15 protein-coding genes and 1 pseudogene are annotated in these 16,195 nt (G+C 43.5%); 11 read left to right on the forward strand and 5 right to left on the reverse strand.

What is annotated here, in order from left to right:
• Positions 1 to 14: 14 nt before the first annotated feature.
• From obgE to WDM69_RS03910, 6 genes are all read left to right on the forward strand, one after another.
• The gene (gene obgE, locus WDM69_RS03885) at positions 15 to 1,208 is read left to right on the forward strand and encodes a GTPase ObgE (RefSeq protein WP_338755735.1); all 1,194 of its coding nucleotides are present in this window, start codon (positions 15 to 17) and stop codon (positions 1,206 to 1,208) included.
• Between the two features lie 114 nt (positions 1,209 to 1,322).
• Positions 1,323 to 2,519, forward strand: coding sequence for a phosphoglycerate kinase (locus WDM69_RS03890; RefSeq protein WP_338755736.1), 1,197 nt, complete (start codon positions 1,323 to 1,325; stop codon positions 2,517 to 2,519).
• Positions 2,520 to 2,688: 169 nt separating this feature from the next.
• Positions 2,689 to 3,096 (forward strand): hypothetical protein, encoded by a 408-nt coding sequence (locus WDM69_RS03895; RefSeq protein WP_338755737.1) that lies wholly within the window; start codon positions 2,689 to 2,691, stop codon positions 3,094 to 3,096.
• 258 nt (positions 3,097 to 3,354) lie between these two features.
• The gene (ruvA, locus tag WDM69_RS03900) at positions 3,355 to 4,014 is read left to right on the forward strand and encodes a Holliday junction branch migration protein RuvA (RefSeq protein WP_078306505.1); all 660 of its coding nucleotides are present in this window, start codon (positions 3,355 to 3,357) and stop codon (positions 4,012 to 4,014) included.
• A 28-nt stretch (positions 4,015 to 4,042) separates the two neighbouring features.
• Positions 4,043 to 5,086 (forward strand): Holliday junction branch migration DNA helicase RuvB, encoded by a 1,044-nt coding sequence (gene ruvB, locus WDM69_RS03905; RefSeq protein ID WP_338755871.1) that lies wholly within the window; start codon positions 4,043 to 4,045, stop codon positions 5,084 to 5,086.
• A gap of 7 nt (positions 5,087 to 5,093) precedes the next feature.
• Positions 5,094 to 5,729, forward strand: coding sequence for a GDSL-type esterase/lipase family protein (locus WDM69_RS03910; protein WP_078306506.1), 636 nt, complete (start codon positions 5,094 to 5,096; stop codon positions 5,727 to 5,729).
• Positions 5,730 to 5,814: 85 nt separating this feature from the next.
• Here WDM69_RS03910 and WDM69_RS03915 read toward each other — a convergent pair whose 3' ends face one another.
• Both WDM69_RS03915 and recJ read right to left on the reverse strand, forming a co-directional pair.
• Positions 5,815 to 6,000, reverse strand: a complete 186-nt coding sequence (locus tag WDM69_RS03915; protein ID WP_078306507.1) for an NF038104 family lipoprotein — start codon at positions 5,998 to 6,000, stop codon at positions 5,815 to 5,817.
• A gap of 71 nt (positions 6,001 to 6,071) precedes the next feature.
• Positions 6,072 to 7,832 carry a single-stranded-DNA-specific exonuclease RecJ gene (gene recJ / locus WDM69_RS03920; protein WP_078306508.1) on the reverse strand — a complete coding sequence of 587 codons (1,761 nt, stop codon included), beginning with the start codon at positions 7,830 to 7,832 and terminating at the stop codon, positions 6,072 to 6,074.
• Positions 7,833 to 8,014: 182 nt separating this feature from the next.
• Here recJ and WDM69_RS03925 point away from each other — a divergent pair.
• A pseudogene (locus WDM69_RS03925) lies at positions 8,015 to 8,524 on the forward strand (hypothetical protein); the annotation flags it as partial.
• Positions 8,525 to 8,829: 305 nt separating this feature from the next.
• Here the strand turns inward: WDM69_RS03925 and WDM69_RS03930 are convergent.
• On the reverse strand, positions 8,830 to 10,413 hold the full coding sequence (locus WDM69_RS03930; RefSeq protein WP_078306509.1) for an ATPase: 1,584 nt from the start codon (positions 10,411 to 10,413) through the stop codon (positions 8,830 to 8,832).
• A gap of 180 nt (positions 10,414 to 10,593) precedes the next feature.
• Between WDM69_RS03930 and WDM69_RS03935 the strand changes: the two genes are divergently transcribed.
• The 4 genes from WDM69_RS03935 (at position 10,594) to WDM69_RS03950 (ending at position 15,038) form a co-directional block, all read left to right on the forward strand.
• Positions 10,594 to 11,343 carry an FFLEELY motif protein gene (locus WDM69_RS03935; protein WP_078306510.1) on the forward strand — a complete coding sequence of 250 codons (750 nt, stop codon included), beginning with the start codon at positions 10,594 to 10,596 and terminating at the stop codon, positions 11,341 to 11,343.
• 252 nt (positions 11,344 to 11,595) lie between these two features.
• Complete coding sequence (gene ubiE / locus WDM69_RS03940) at positions 11,596 to 12,393, forward strand: bifunctional demethylmenaquinone methyltransferase/2-methoxy-6-polyprenyl-1,4-benzoquinol methylase UbiE (RefSeq protein ID WP_240494857.1); 798 nt, start codon at positions 11,596 to 11,598, stop codon at positions 12,391 to 12,393.
• Positions 12,394 to 12,484: 91 nt separating this feature from the next.
• Positions 12,485 to 13,315 carry a ubiquinone biosynthesis accessory factor UbiJ gene (locus WDM69_RS03945; protein ID WP_338755738.1) on the forward strand — a complete coding sequence of 277 codons (831 nt, stop codon included), beginning with the start codon at positions 12,485 to 12,487 and terminating at the stop codon, positions 13,313 to 13,315.
• Between the two features lie 85 nt (positions 13,316 to 13,400).
• Complete coding sequence (locus WDM69_RS03950) at positions 13,401 to 15,038, forward strand: ABC1 kinase family protein (protein WP_338755739.1); 1,638 nt, start codon at positions 13,401 to 13,403, stop codon at positions 15,036 to 15,038.
• A gap of 93 nt (positions 15,039 to 15,131) precedes the next feature.
• Here WDM69_RS03950 and WDM69_RS03955 read toward each other — a convergent pair whose 3' ends face one another.
• Both WDM69_RS03955 and ybeY read right to left on the reverse strand, forming a co-directional pair.
• A complete protein-coding gene (locus WDM69_RS03955) occupies positions 15,132 to 15,377 on the reverse strand; it encodes a hypothetical protein (protein ID WP_338755740.1) in 246 nt (81 codons plus the stop codon).
• A 173-nt stretch (positions 15,378 to 15,550) separates the two neighbouring features.
• Positions 15,551 to 16,192 carry an rRNA maturation RNase YbeY gene (ybeY, locus tag WDM69_RS03960; protein WP_338755741.1) on the reverse strand — a complete coding sequence of 214 codons (642 nt, stop codon included), beginning with the start codon at positions 16,190 to 16,192 and terminating at the stop codon, positions 15,551 to 15,553.
• Positions 16,193 to 16,195: the final 3 nt, after the last annotated feature.

The raw sequence follows: 16,195 nt of genomic DNA on the forward strand, positions 1-16,195 counted from the left end.
AAGGCAAATGACCCATGAAGTTTATTGATGAAGCAAAAATCACCGTCAAAGCAGGCGATGGTGGCAATGGCATTGTTAGCTTTCGCCGAGAAAAATACGTCCCCAAAGGGGGACCTGATGGTGGTGATGGCGGTGACGGTGGTGATGTGTATGTCATTGCTGACGATAATACCAATACCTTGGTGGATTACCGCTATACTCGCCGTTTTGATGCCAAACGTGGCGAGAATGGCAGTAGTAAAAACTGCTCTGGCAAAGGGGCAGATGACATTTATTTACCTGTGCCTGTTGGTACGACAGTGATTGATTTGGATATTGATGAAGTCATTGGCGACTTAACCAAAAAAGGGCAAACACTGTTGGTTGCTAAAGGCGGTGAAGGTGGTTTGGGCAATACCCATTTTAAAAGCTCAACCAACCAAGCCCCACGCAAAGCCACTCACGGCACAGAAGGTGAGCTAAAAGTGTTACAACTTGAGTTAAAAGTGGTGGCCGATGTGGGTCTAATTGGTTTGCCTAATGCAGGCAAATCCACCTTTATCCGTCAAGTCTCCGCTGCCAAGCCCAAAGTTGCCAATTATCCGTTTACCACTTTAACGCCCAACCTTGGGGTGGTTGATGTGGGATTGCACCGTTCTTTTGTGATGGCAGACATTCCAGGGCTGATTGCAGGGGCATCAGAAGGGGCAGGGCTTGGCATTCGTTTTTTAAAGCATGTGGCTCGTACCAGACGGTTATTGCACATTGTTGATGTCATGCCAATCGACCAAAGCGACCCTGTACAAAACGCTCAAATGATTATTGATGAGTTAGAAAAATTTTCACCAGAGCTTGCCAAGCTACCGCAGATATTGGTGTTAAATAAAATCGACCAAATTGCTGAAGATGAGCGAAATGAAGTGTGTACGCACATCGTGGCAGAATTGGGTTGGACAGGCATGGTGTTTCGCACATCGACTTTGACGGGGGAGGGCGTACAAGCGGTGGTGCATCATTTGATGAATGAGATTGAGCGAGAGCAAGAGCGAGAAGCCCAAGACCCCATATTCGCCAAAGAGCAACAAGAACGTTTTGAGCGTTTAGAATCTCAAGTTAGACACAACATCGAAGCTCAAAAGCAAGCCTACCGAGCTGCCCAAAAGGCTGTTCGTGAAGGTGTTAAAAATATCGACGATGATGATGGCGTTGAAGTGGTGTATGCCCCTTAAAATCATATTGGTTGATTAACAGCACGACAATCACATAAAATATCAGCCATATGACATGACCATCACCATATTACACATGACATAACCATCACACTGAAGAGACATAAGGACACCATGAACACTTTTACCCGAATGCAAGATTTGGACATGCAAGGCAAAACGGTGTTTATCCGCCAAGACTTAAATGTCCCCATCAAAGGAGGCATAATCACCAGTGATGCCCGTTTACAAGCAAGTCTGCCCACCATCAAGCAAGCATTGGGTAAAGGGGCAGGGGTCATCATTGCATCGCATTTAGGCAGACCCACAGAAGGCACTTTAACAGATAAATTTTCTTTAAAGCCTGTTGCTGATTATCTGACCCAAGCATTGGGGCAAAAAGTGGCGTTGCATACTGACATTGACACACCGCTTAAGCTGACTTACGGTGAAGTGGTGTTGTTGGATAATGTTCGGTTTAATGTGGGTGAAAAGAGCAATGACCCTAATTTATCAGCCAAATATGCGGACATGGCAGATGTGTTTATCATGGATGCCTTTGGTACGGCTCACCGAGCCCAAGCATCCACACATGGCGTATTTAAGACTGCCAAACAAGCAGGTAAAGTCATCGCAGCAGGGCCTTTATTGGCTCAAGAGTTAGATGCCTTGGCAAAAGCATTGGATAACCCTGCCAAGCCCATGCTGGCAATTGTTGGTGGTTCTAAAGTCTCTACCAAGCTTGACGTACTTAACAGCTTGGCACAAATTTGTGATCAGCTGATTGTTGGCGGTGGTATTGCCAATACTTTTTTGGCAGCACAAGGGCATAATGTGGGTGAATCACTTTATGAGGCAGATTTATTAGACACTGCCAAGCACATCATGAGTAAAACGCAAGTTTTGTTGCCCAGTCATGTGGTGGTGTCTCCTAGGTCTGCCATAGATTTTGCCGATTTTATTGGCTCGCTAAAACAAGCCCCCAGTCAGACAAAAGTGGTGACTGACATTGCCAACGATGAGATGATTTTAGACATCGCTCCAAACAGTGCCAAGATGATGGCAGATGCCATTAAACACGCCAAAACTGTGTTATGGAATGGCCCTGTTGGTGTGTTTGAAGTGCCAGCCTTTGCCCAAGGCACACAAATCATCGCTCAAGCGGTCAAGGACAGCAACGCATTTAGTATTGCAGGGGGTGGTGATACCTTAGCGGCGATTGATGCCTTTGGGGTGGTTGATGGGGTAAGTTATCAATCCACAGGAGGGGGTGCTTTTTTAGAATTTGTCGAAGGAAAAACCTTACCTGCCGTTGCCGTATTAACCGAATGATACAAAATACAAAAAACCACCCTGTTACTTATGTTGCTGGAAAGTTACCAAGGGATTAGGGGTTACTGAGAGTACGTCCCAGTCGCTCATCAGCCATTTTTATTTTAGTTGCATTGGGGTTTTAAATTGGTTAAAATCAACCGATTTTTTTATAACCACGAGGTTTATTATGTCAAATCGTCAATTCGTTATCGCAGGTTTGGTTGCTGGTATGTTTATGATGACTGCTTGTAGCCAACAAACCAAAGAACATGTTGATGCAGGTCAGCCAGAAGCCGCCGCCGAATCAGCTGGTCAAGATGTACAGATGGCTGTTCAAGAAGCTGGTACAGAAGTTGTGGACGCTGCTCAAACAGCAGGTGCGGTTGCCACAGGTGCCGCCATTAATACAGGTGAGGCCATCGCTGACGGAGCAAATGAAGTTGCCTCTGGTGCTGCTAGTGTGGCATCTGATGCTGCCACAGCGGTTGCAGAAGGTGCTGATAGCGTGGCTCAAAGTGCTCAAGAAGCTGAAGCCAATGCTCACGCTGAAGCCGCCAGCGAAACTGACATTCAAGTGGACACCACTGCCCATTAATCAATCTTAATTAGGATTGATTAAGAATGTGCATTTGGTTTCTATTCTATCTTGATGTCTAAAAAATAATTGATGTCTAAAAAAGACCTTGAACAATCAATCAAGGTCTTTTTTTATGATTTGACAGTTTTTATGATTCCAGCGTATTTTACAATTTTGCAGTAACGGTGTTTTGCGGTAAAATGGCTGTTTATCTGCTTAAGCTAGGGCGTGTTTTTAATCGCCTAAGGATAAATACCTCAAGGACGTTATACATTCATGATTAGCATTATTTCAGGACAGGTGGTGAGTTTGGCTGAACCAACTGTCTGTGTCATGACCGAAAGTGGCATCGGATATGACATCGACTTAACATTACCTGATTTTTATTTATTAAAACTTCACCAATCCGTTACCCTGTTTACCCATTTACATGTGCGAGAAGATGCTCACTTACTGTACGGTTTTGATAAAAAGATAAGTCGAGATGTTTTTCGTCAGTTAATCAAAATCAGCGGTGTGGGCAGTAAAATGGCACTGGCAATGCTGTCTAACATGACCGTGGCAGAGCTGATGCAAACCATTGAATCACAAGATGACTTACGTCTGACCAAAGTGCCTGGCATCGGTAAAAAAACGGCCCAGCGTTTGTTAATAGAGCTACAAGATAAGCTAAACGTCATTGATGGCATGCCCACAACAGACATTTTGCCATCTTTATCGACAAATGGTGATGTGAATCGCCCTACCAGTGTTGATGGCAATGTGAATGAAATGAAAGTCATTGCTGAGATTGAAGATGCCCTTAAAGGCTTGGGTTATCGAGAAAATGAGGCTCAATCTGCCATTAAAATCGCCAAACAGCAACTTGACAGTGATAAGATTGCCATAAACAGTCGAGAATTGTTGCGAGCTGCTTTAAAGCAGTTTGGCAAATAATCCCCAACATAAGCATTAAAAAATGATGATGTCAGACAGATTAATCAGTCCAATAGCACGAAAAGAAGACACTGAAGTGAGCATTAGGCCATCACGACTGAGCGATTATATTGGTCAACCTGTGGTGCAAGAACAGATGCAGGTGTTTATCAATGCTGCTAGGGGGCGACAAGAAGCCCTTGACCATACCTTGATATTTGGCCCACCAGGACTGGGAAAAACCACACTTGCTAACATCATTGCTAAAGAGATGGGAGGGAATTTGCGTTCAACATCAGGTCCTGTGCTTGAGCGAGCAGGAGATTTGGCAGCCATGCTTACCAATCTGGAAGCAGGTGATGTGTTGTTTATTGATGAAATTCATCGCTTAAGCCCTGTGATTGAAGAGATATTATACCCTGCGATGGAAGATTTTCAGCTGGATATCATGATTGGTGAAGGACCTGCTGCTCGCTCAATTAAGTTGGATTTGCCAGCCTTTACTTTGGTGGCAGCGACCACTCGAGCAGGGCTGTTGACATCACCATTAAGAGACCGATTTGGCATCGTGCAACGGTTGGAGTTTTATAACATTGCAGACTTAACCACCATTGTCAGTCGTTCGGCACGGCTGATGAACATTGTGATAGATGAAGCAGGGGCGTTGGAAGTGGCACGGCGTTCTCGTGGCACACCTAGAATTGCCAATCGTCTGTTACGGAGGGTGCGTGATTATGCTGAAGTTAAGGGTGATGGACGAGTCAGCCAGTATATTGCTGGCAGTGCTTTGGACATGTTGGCGGTAGACAGACGAGGACTTGACCATTTGGACAGAAGATATTTGCAAATGTTGCATGAACGGTTTGATGGTGGGCCTGCTGGTGTGGAGTCGATTGCAGCTGCCATGGCAGAAGACAGAGGCACACTAGAAGATGTGATAGAGCCATATCTTATCCAACAAGGCTATGTGGTGCGTACTGCTCGTGGACGAATGCTTACACAAATGGCAATTGTCCAAATGGCAACAGAACATGAACAAGACGCACATGGTCCCAACATGCACAACCCTAACATGCACAACATAGAAAAGTGATGGGAGTATGATGATAAACCGCCGTCAGTTTGTTATTTTTGTCAGTGTCATCGCCCTAACCGCCTGTGGCAATCATTCACCCAGCCACAGCAGAATTGCCAAAGGGAGCAAAGTCATTGCCCTCGGTGATTCGTTGACCTTTGGCTATGGAGCAACGCCCGAAACCGCCTATCCAACAATTTTGGCTGATAAAACAGGGTGGAACATCATCAATGAAGGCATCAATGGCGACACATCGCAAGGTGTGCTTAATCGACTAGATGGCATTATTGAAAAAAATCCTGCTTTGATTTTATTGGGCATTGGTGGCAATGATGTGCTACAAAAAGTTGCCCCCACCACCACTCACGCCAACATCAGCAACATTGTTGATAAAATTAAATCCGCCAACATTGCATTGGTATTGATTGCCGAGCCGTATTTGAGCACATCTGCATTATTTGGCAGTGCCAGTGATAATCCCATTTATGCCAATATTGCCAAAGAAAAAGATGTACCCCTATTTGCCAAAGGTGATGGCGGTTGGTCAGCAATTTTATCCGATAAATCACTCAAATCTGATCAAATTCATGCCAATGCCCAAGGTTATGCCAAGTTTGCTGATAATCTATACCAGTTTTTACAAAATAAAGGATTTGTGTGAATGAATTAACGTGAACAAATTGACGTGAATGAGTTTGCGTAAATAAATGTGTATCAAGCATGTTGTGTCAAGCATGTTGTCAGTTTTACTCTTTATCATCTTTTTTATCGTTATCGGGTATCGCCATTTTTGCCACCGCCACTGTGCCTTTGACCACACCTTTGGTTGTTTTGTAAGCAACTTTGACAGGGGTGGTAACAACTTTATGCACACAGCCTTGTAATGCTAAAGCGGCGGCGATGATGACCAAGAAAGTCGGTATTTTTTTCATAAAAATCCTTAAGTATTTTTAGTGTTGCTGGTTGGGTATTGCTGGGCATTTGTGTTTATGGTTGAGATGTCTCACACCTTTGCTTGTATGTCCATCACCGCCAAATCTTGCACCATCAGTTGTAAACTTTGTCTCCCGTTCCAGTCGTTCACATCTAAGCCAAACAACACATGAACTTGGCAGGCACGATAGTCCCATTTGTCCGCATCATAGTGAAACCAAATCGCATCAATCGGATACTGCACATTGGGATAACTTAAGGATAGTTTTAGGTGCTTGTCTTTTAAAATATGAGCATCTTCCACGCCAAAGACCCCATCAAAACTTGGGGCAACAAAACCATGTCCCCAAATATGCTCATGACGCAAAGCATCAGCAAATGCCAAGCTGAAATCTTGTGCATGTAGTTGCCCATCGGTAAATTTTTGCTCACAAAACAGCTGGTTATCTTGTTTTGCCATCACCGCTTCAAATGCCTTAATAAACGCAGGTAGCTGACGTTTTTTTAAGGTCAACCCTGCTGCCATCGCATGCCCACCAAAATGACTGATGAGAGTTGGGTGATGCTCAGCCACCTGCTCAATGGCATCACGAATATGCACCCCCATGATGCTTCTGGCAGAACCTTTAATGGCATCATCATCTCCTGTTTTTTTTCTATCGGCAGGCGCAAAAACGATGCTGGGGAGATAATATTGTTCTTTTAATCGTCCTGCAACAATGCCAATCACCCCTTGATGCCAATCGTCTTGATACAGCACCACACTGCGTTTATCATTGTTGTGCATGGGCAAATTGGCTAAAATAGCGTCCGCTTCCTCTCGCATTTTATTTTCAACTTGGCGACGCTCACGGTTTAGCTTATCAAGTTGTGATGCCAGTTGCTCCGCTTGCTCCCAATCATCACTGAGCAGACACTCAATGCCCAATCTCATGCTGTCCATACGTCCTGCTGCGTTGATGCGAGGTCCTAACACAAAACCACAATCATGGGCAGTCACTTTATCAACATCTCGACCCGCTTGCTTGAGTAATGCCAAAATACCCAAACAACAAGTACCCTGTCTTATCATGTTTAACCCATGGTATACCAAGATACGATTATTTTGGTCAAGAACACCAACATCTGCCACCGTTCCTAATGCCACAAGGTCAAGATGCTGACTGACTTGATAAGTCGACTTACCTTCTTCACGCCGTCTTTTGGCAAGCCTACCCAACACATAAAATGCCACCCCCACACCCACTAAAGACTTACTGGCAAAACAGCACCCTAACTGATTGGGATTAACCACCGCATCAGCATTGGGTGTGGCTTTGGTGGTTAAATGATGGTCCGTGATGATGACCTTGATGCCATGTGCTTTAGCGGTGTTAACCCCTTCATGACTGGAGATGCCATTATCAACAGTGATGATGATATCGGGTTGGTGGTCATCCATACCGAGCCTAACGATTTCTGGCGTTAAGCCATATCCGTATTTAAAGCGGTCAGGAACCAGATAAGCAACTTTAGCACCCATGGCTTTTAGACAACGCACCATCAAGGCAGTGCTGGTTGCCCCATCACAATCAAAATCACCGATGATTAAAATACGCTCATTGGCATCAATGGCATTATCAATCAGCATCACAGCATCATCAATACCCATAAGACTGTCTGCAGGCAACAGTCTTGAGATATGGGTCAGTAACTGCTCAGGTTCATACACACCACGACCAGCAAATACTCTGGCTAAAGTAACCGATGCCTTTGTGGTGTCGGAAAGCGAGGTAAGGTTGATAAGCGAGTTGGGCAAATTGCCCACAAATCTGGGGGTTAAATTCAACATAAACGTATTTTAGCAAAAATATTACAAAGCCACCATGGAGAAATTTGGCAAATAAGTTATAATAGATAAACGCATTATTTTATGTCATTTCATCAGTGTTATTAATCAGTGTTATTAATCAGTGTTATTAGTTAGTATTTTTCATCAGTTAGATAAAGAACATAGAGGACACCATGGATTTTATGAAAAACACCGCCATTCCATCTACTTTACCTGAACAAATAGATGCAAAGTTGGATTTAGACAAAGTAAAACAAGAATGCCAAGAATTGGTTAAATCTCGTGCCAAAGTTTCTGCTGGGGTTGCGGTTGTTCCTGTGCCATTTTTAGATGTCGCTGTTGATGCAGGGTTGTTGAGTAAGATACTGCCACAGATTACCCAAAAGTTTCAATTAATTGATGATGTTAACCAACTTGATGAAAGTGAAGACCAACTTTTTAAAAATTTAAAAGACCGTGCTCTTTCATTTGCAGGGCTGGTTGCTACTCGTGGCATGGCAAAAAAAACCATACAAGGTTTTGGTGGTCGCATTGCCGCCAAACAAATCACTAAATTTGTTCCCCTTGGTGGTCAGTTGGTGTCTGCTGGCTTGGGATACATGATTTTTAAGAAAATTGCTTTTGACCACATTGATGAGTGCTATAGACTGGCTAAGCACATTCAAAACAGCCAAGAAGCTCAAAATCAAAACAGCCAAGCCCAAAACAGCCAAACTCAGGGCAATCAGTCTCAACACACAGATGTTACAGATGTGAATGCTCAAAATGATGCTGTTCAAAATGATGACGTTCAAAATAATGACGTTAAACATGATGACGTTAAACATGATGACGTTCAAAATAATGACGTTCAAAGTGGTGATGCCAAAAATAACCATTAAAAATAACCACGTTTCATCATCACAGATGTTTATCGTGTTGTGCTGACATTGGTTATGATAAATGAATAAAAAATGCCCTGTGGGTTGAGTGAACCGCAGGGCATTTTCCAACATCTTTAATCCAATGCCTTTGATAAGCGGTTAATGGCATCGTCCAGTACCATTAACCGTGCAGTGCGTTTGTCATTGGTTGCAATCAAGTGCCAAGGTGCATGATTGCTGTTGGTGCGTGCCAACATGTCTGCTGCTGCTTGCACATAATCTTGCCATTTATCACGATTACGCCAGTCTTCTTCGGTGATTTTATGGTGTTTATGTGGGGTATTTTTACGGTCTTTGAATCGTTTTAATTGTTCTTTTTTGTCAATGGCAAGCCAGTATTTTAAGATAATTGTTCCTGACTGGCTTAAGTCCGCTTCAAAGCGATTAATTTCAGCATAAGCTCGTTGCCATTCTTCTTCACTGGCAAAGCCTTCTACTCGTTCAACCAGTACTCGACCATACCAAGTACGGTCAAAAATGACGATGCGGTTGGTGTGTTCAAGTTGTGATGATGGCAGGCGTGTCCAAAATCGCCACAAATAAGGGTGGTCAAGCTCATATTGCATCGGGGCGTTGATGTTATGAATGACATATTCACGGGGGTCAAGGGGGGCAACTAAGCGTTTGATTGATCCACCTTTGCCCGCAGCATCCATGCCCTCAAAAGCAAACACCACATGTCGATTGCCACGTTGACGCAACAATTTGGCAAGTTGTTGCTGTTTGCTGACTAATTGTTGTTTATAAGCTGACTTGCCCATGTTTGGGTCATCAATGGTTGTGAGTCTGTCAGGCACATCTGCCCAAACAAAGGAGGTATTTGTGCGTCGCTGATGGTCATCAAAGTGATTAACGTCATTGCGATTAAAGCCATTAAAGCGGTTATGCACGGCGTTTTGCATGGCATGTAGGGCATGATGGGCAAACATGGTTGGCGTGCTTTTGGCATTTGTGCCATCAATGACCAACCAATCCGTTTGTTGGCTGAGCATGTCATTGGCAATGTCATTAAATTCAGCGACTGCCTGTGTGTCCGCCCAATCCATATGATACAATTGTATGGGGTCAGCCAGGTCATCGTGCAGGCGTTTTTTGAGTATTTGGGCATCGACATGAAACCAACACTTAAGCAGGTGCGTGCCATTGTTTACCAAGTCAGCTTCAAAATCTGCCAATGAGTTGAGTTGATTGGACAGATATTCTTGCCAGTTTTCTTTGTTGTGTATTTTGGTCAAGGCTGTGGTGATTAAATCAGCATACCAATTACCAAAATACACACCCACATCGCCATGTCTTGGTAGTTTTTTTGTGTGCCGTTGCCAAATGGGTTCATCAGCATCATGGTTTTTACCAACTGTGGCTTCAACTTTAAGCAATCTTGGGTCAACCCATTGACGAAATTGAGACACTGACTCGCCCTTGCCTGACATTTCCATGCCATTGACCAAAATCAGCAATCCTGTCGGTCGTTTTTTGGCTGGTTTTTTGTTCTTTGTTGATGTTTTGTGCGTCTTACGCAACGCATCACGTAACGCATATTGTGTGGTAACCAATGCCAATCTCAATTCATCTTCACTTAAATGGAACTGGTTTAATGGGTTAGGGCAAAACAGGGTGTTTTGTGCGGTTAATGATGATTTGTCAGCAGATTTACTCATGACATGACCTTATATGATATGCTTATTTTGGTGAGTTTTAGTCCTAATGATAGTTTTTAGTTCTAATTATAGTTTTTAGTTCTAATTATAGTATAATCAAATGATGTTGTAACTGATTGACCAAGATGGCGTTTATTTTTCTTATTTCATTTTTTTTGATGGTATGTTTTGATGGTATTTATGGACACAGACACTCAGTTTAATTCATTGGCACAGCTTGAACATATTTTACAAACATATTGGCAACTGCCTTATCATCGTGATGCCAGTTTAGCAGCCAAACTTAGCGATGTGCAAAATTTTCAGCGTCTGCGAGTTTATGACAGTCATAAAGACATATTTGAGTTGCCCCAAAATCAAAAAATGGCAGATTATTTTGTCAATCAACTCTATGGCGGTGAGCAGTTTACGTTAATGGCAAAGCAACTTGACATCATTTTACCTAAGGCCAAAAAGTTTGAAAAACTGGTGCCATCTGGGGCATTGGAAACTGGGACATTGGCCATCGCTGCTGCCATTGAAGCGATTGAGCTGGATTTGCAATTAGCACAGTGGCTTAGCCAAAATGACTTGCCTGTTACTTATGATAACATGCTTAATGCCTATCAACGTGTGGGTGCCAAAACACAGCGACTTGAGCAAATCACTCACATGAAACAAGTGTGTTATCGTACGGACAAATACATCAATTCGTTTATTTTACAAAAGGCATTTGCCTTGGCCAAAGGGACAGCATATGCCAATGGGTTACAGCCATTTTATGATTTTATTGATGCAGGTTTTGTCGCCATGAAACCGTTGGGCAAGGTGGCACATTTTATTGAGCCATTTGCCGAAAGAGAAAGGCAAATCGTAGAGCATGTGCATGGCAGCACGAATGATGGTCGAATTGACCCACATTCTGCCCCATTTGTTTACCCAAATTATTAAAAGACGATAATTAATGACACGTTTTTGACATCATAATCATAGGACATCAGATAGGATACCAGCATGATTCAGCCAACTGATAAGCAGCCAGCCGAACAACACACAAAAGCATCACAGCAGACATCAACCAGTTTCACCCAAGAACGTCAATCTGTCGATGCCAATCATTTTAATCAACATTTTAATCAAGAAACCCTGCCCCAAGGCACACCGCAAGGGCAACAACAGTCCAGAGCCATGCTTAATGAGCAAATGATTCATGATTTTTCATTCCCAACGTACCAATCTTTAAACCCATATTTGAATGATGAAGACATGACTCACTTTGGTTATCAAACGGTGCGTAAAAGTGAAAAGCAAGCCCGTGTGGCTGACGTGTTTACGTCCGTTGCCAAAAAGTATGATGTGATGAATGATTTGATGTCTTTTGGCATTCATCGTTTATGGAAACGCTATGCCATTAGCCTAACAGGGGTGCGAGCAGGTCAGCAAGTACTTGACATTGCAGGTGGCACAGGCGACTTAGCAAAGGTGTTTAGCCGTGAAGTGGGACGCACAGGCAAAGTCATACTCTCTGATATTAACCCTGCCATGTTGGAAGTGGGACGTGAACGACTCATCAACGCTGGTTGTGCCAATGTGGATTTTGTCCTTGCCAATGCTGAAGATTTATCTCCTTTTGCTGATGACAGTTTTGATTTGGTGACCATTAGTTTTGGATTGCGTAATGTGACTGACAAAGATGCGGCTTTGCGTAGCATGTATCGAGTACTCAAGCCTGGTGGGCGATTGTTGGTGCTTGAGTTTTCTAAACCTGTCTTTGAGCCATTATCTAAGGCGTATGATTTATATTCGTTTACCGCCTTACCGCTGATGGGCAAAATCGTGGCAGGTGATGCTGACAGCTATCAATATTTGGCTGAGTCCATTCGCATGCACCCTGACCAACAGACCTTAAAGCAAATGATGAGCCAAGCAGGTTTTGTGAATTGTGATTTTCATAATTTAACTGGTGGCATCGTGGCGGTACATCGTGGTTTTAAAGCATGACGTTACGTTTAACAGTCACAGCAAATCACAATGATGAACATGCAATGATGAATAAATAACGAATAAAATAACCAATATAAGGATAAGCACCATGATGATGACTTTATTATTGGCAGGGGTAGAAAAACTGGTTAACTTTGCCATCAGTAGCGATAAAATCACCCAAGCTGGTCTGATGCCATTATCAGGCAAAAGTTTGCGTTTGGATATGAGCAACCCTGGCTTAAAATTAGATGTGTTGTTCAATAACGACCACATTCGTTTTGAACCCGTCAGCTCAAGTGATGTGTTTGAAAGCAATGCAAATTACCCTAACAATGCCAGTTACCCTAACAATGCCAGTGGCTTTAGACAAAACCACGCTCATACTGACAATTTAGCCAATCAAGTCGATAAAAAGCATCAAAACCTAACCACTGATGACATTGATGGTTACCAAACAACTCTGTATCAAGCCGACAGCAGTACAGCAAATAAGACCAGAGTTGTGAACCAACCTGACTGCATCATCAGCGTTGCCAACCCATTAGAATTGATGAATTTATTAAAAAATCCTGAAGGCAATCTGCCCATCTCTGGAGATTACAAGATATTGATGCAGGTGCGTCAGCTCATGGCAGGATTTAACCCTGATATTGCCGCCCAGCTAGAACCATTGATTGGGGTGCCGTTAGCCAGTCAATTGACCTTGCTGATTAAACAGCTAAGCGGTAACTGGTCGCACACTGCCAAACAAGCCTTTTATGATGCCACTGACTGGGCAAACCAAGTGGCAGGTAACAGCGAAGATCCTGATTTGCGTGAAGAAGTCAATGACTTACAGCAACAGCTATTAAGATTGCGTGCCGATGTTGAGCGTGAACAAGCCAAACTCGATGCCATCAAAGCACAACAGCACCAGCAGGTGATAAAACCCAATTAAAAATGAAATTCAGTTAAAATAAGTCCTGTTAAACAGCCATATTGTTTATTGTTTATCATAACGCCATCATAGGTCTGCCCTTGCCATGCTTTTTTCTCACCGCAAACGCCTATTTGAGATTTGGGGCATTGCTGCCAAATATCGCTTAGATACCCATTTGCCAGTTCAAGACACCCCACAACTGCAACCCATTGCCAAACTTATCCGTAAACACCCTGCTGCATGGGGTAAAAAGCACCAACCACTTGGGGTCAAATACGCCTTAGAAGACATGGGAACGCTGTTTTTAAAACTGGGTCAACTGCTCTCTACCCGTCGAGATTTGGTCAGCCCAGACATCATTGAACAGCTGGTGTTGTTACAAGACCAAGTTAAACCCTTTGCCAGTGACATTGCCATCGCTCAGATTGAAGACAGCAAAAATGGTTTGGGTGCGCCCATTGATGCGTTATTTGCTCGTTTTGATTGCACGCCTTTGGCAGCCGCTTCCATCGCACAAGTCCATACCGCCGCCCTAGCAGACGGAAGAGAAGTGGTGGTCAAAATAACCAGACCTGACATTCAGACCCGCATCATACAAGATTTTGAGTTACTAAGAGACTTGGCACAATGGGCATCGGCTCGCATCGAAGCGGCTCGTGCCGTGCATTTAATAGACATCGTTGAAGATTATCGGCAAGTCATGCTCAATGAACTGGATTTGACCTTAGAATCTGCCAACACCAGCAAGATGCGACATAACTTCTTAGGCTCTGAGATGATGTACGTACCAGAAGTTTATGCTGCCACCCCGCAGGTGATGGTGATGGAACGCATTAACGGTGTGCCCATCTCACAAACGCATGTCTTTGACGAATTGGGTTATGACCGAGCTGTTTTAGCCAAAATGGGTCTGACCATATTCTTCACTCAAGTATTCCGTGATAACTTCTTTCATGCTGACATGCACCCTGGCAATGTGTTTGTGGAAATATTGTCAGAGCAAGACATCGCTCAAGGGGCGACCCCTCGCTATATTGGGCTTGACTGTGCCATCATGGGTGAGCTGTCTGCCACTGACCAAATGGTGGTTGCCAGAATGCTTTTGGCAGTGATGAACAGCAATTTTGTTGGTTTGGTGGACATCATTTATCGGGCAGGTTGGATACCCCCCAATACCAATAAACACGCTCTAATGCGAGACATGCGACGCACCGTTGCCCCCATGGTACAAAAGCCCATTAATGAGATTGACTTTGCTGGCGTGTTGATGCAAGTCTTAGACATCGCTCGCCGCCATCATATGACCATTCCGCCACAATTAATGCTGTTGTTAAAGACATTGGTGCATGTGGAAGGCTTGGGCAGGGATTTATATCCAGAGCTAGACATCTGGTCATTAGCTAAGCCGATTTTGACAGCTTGGGTTAAAGAGCAACTAGACCCAGTACGTAACCTACAGCAAATCAAAGAGCAGTTACCAGCCCTATTGCTGTCTGCTAATGACTTGCCTAAGCTATTAGATAGAAGCCTACAAAGTCTTGCCAGTCATGGCAGTCGACAAGATTTGCAATTAAGAGAAATCCAAAAAATCCGTGCCGATATGCTCAATGACCGTCGCAAAGACTGGCAAGCTTTAGCAGGGTTTGTGATGTGTGTTGCCATTGCCCTACAGATTGGTTGGTTCGCCCCAATATTTTATCTGTTGGCATTGATGGTGGTGTTGTGGCGGATTGTGGCATGACATCTTGTATCTTAAGATTTTGTATCTTATTGGCAATCCGCCATCAAATTGGTAAAAATTAATAAAAAACTGTTTTAATTAAAAAAAACTGTTTTAATAACCTGCACGGTCAGCAGCATAGCCTGCTCCAGCCCCAGCAGCAGCACCCACCGCCAACCCTTTGGCGATGTCTTCACGATTACCACCACTTTGAGCCAAGGCACCGATGGTTGCACCAACCAACGCACCAGTTTTGGTGTTGTCATAGGTGTGATAAGGACTGCTGGCACATCCTGTCATGATAACAGCAAGTAAGCCAGTGAATGCCAGTTTGTATGATAGCTGTTGTGATAATTTCATAATCACTCCGATTAGGTGTTTGTAAAAATAAAAACTGTGAAAATAAAAACAAAACATTGGACAGCGTATGTCTTGAATCATCAAAACAATATCGCAAAATGGGGTAAGACTGCCAGTGATGATTTGCAAAAAATTGTTAATGTATCTTACAGATTAACTTCAACCACTCCCCTTTAATCATTCTCATAAGGGTTGGCAACATTTAGGCGTGCCAAAATCTCAATTTCCAAGTTCTCCATTTGCTCTTGTTCATACTGTCCAAGCTCATGGTCAAAGCCCAACAAGTGCAATAAACCGTGTACCAACAAATGGGTCAAATGGTCATCTACCGTTTTGCCTTGTTCTTGAGCTTGGCGGTCAATGACATCATGACAAACAACCAATTCACCCAGTGGCAATTCTTCCATCAGTTCTTGCACGGCTTGGGGTAAGTCGCTGGGGTAGGATAAAATGTTGGTTGGATAATCTTTACCCCGACTTTTTTGGTTAAGTTCTCTTGCTTCATTAAAATCGGTAATGTATAAATCAATGGCGATTTGTTTATCGCCATGTTTTTGATGACCAAGTTTTTCATCATCACGGACAAATTTATCCCACTTAATTGTTGGATAATAAGGCAACTTTAAAGCCGATAAATGCTTGGTATCGGTTGGTAATGGGGTCAATGGTGCATCAGATGGCACACAAGGCAATACAGAAGACAAAACATGCCCCCATGCTGTTTGTACAACATGGGTAATCCGCTCTATGGCGTAATGGCGTGTCAGTACTTCTTGACTGACCAAATCAGAGCTGTGTACGGATAGATTAACCATGGG

Source organism: Lwoffella lincolnii (assembly GCF_037201985.1).
In the GTDB taxonomy this organism is placed as follows: Bacteria; Pseudomonadota; Gammaproteobacteria; order Pseudomonadales; family Moraxellaceae; genus Psychrobacter; species Psychrobacter lincolnii.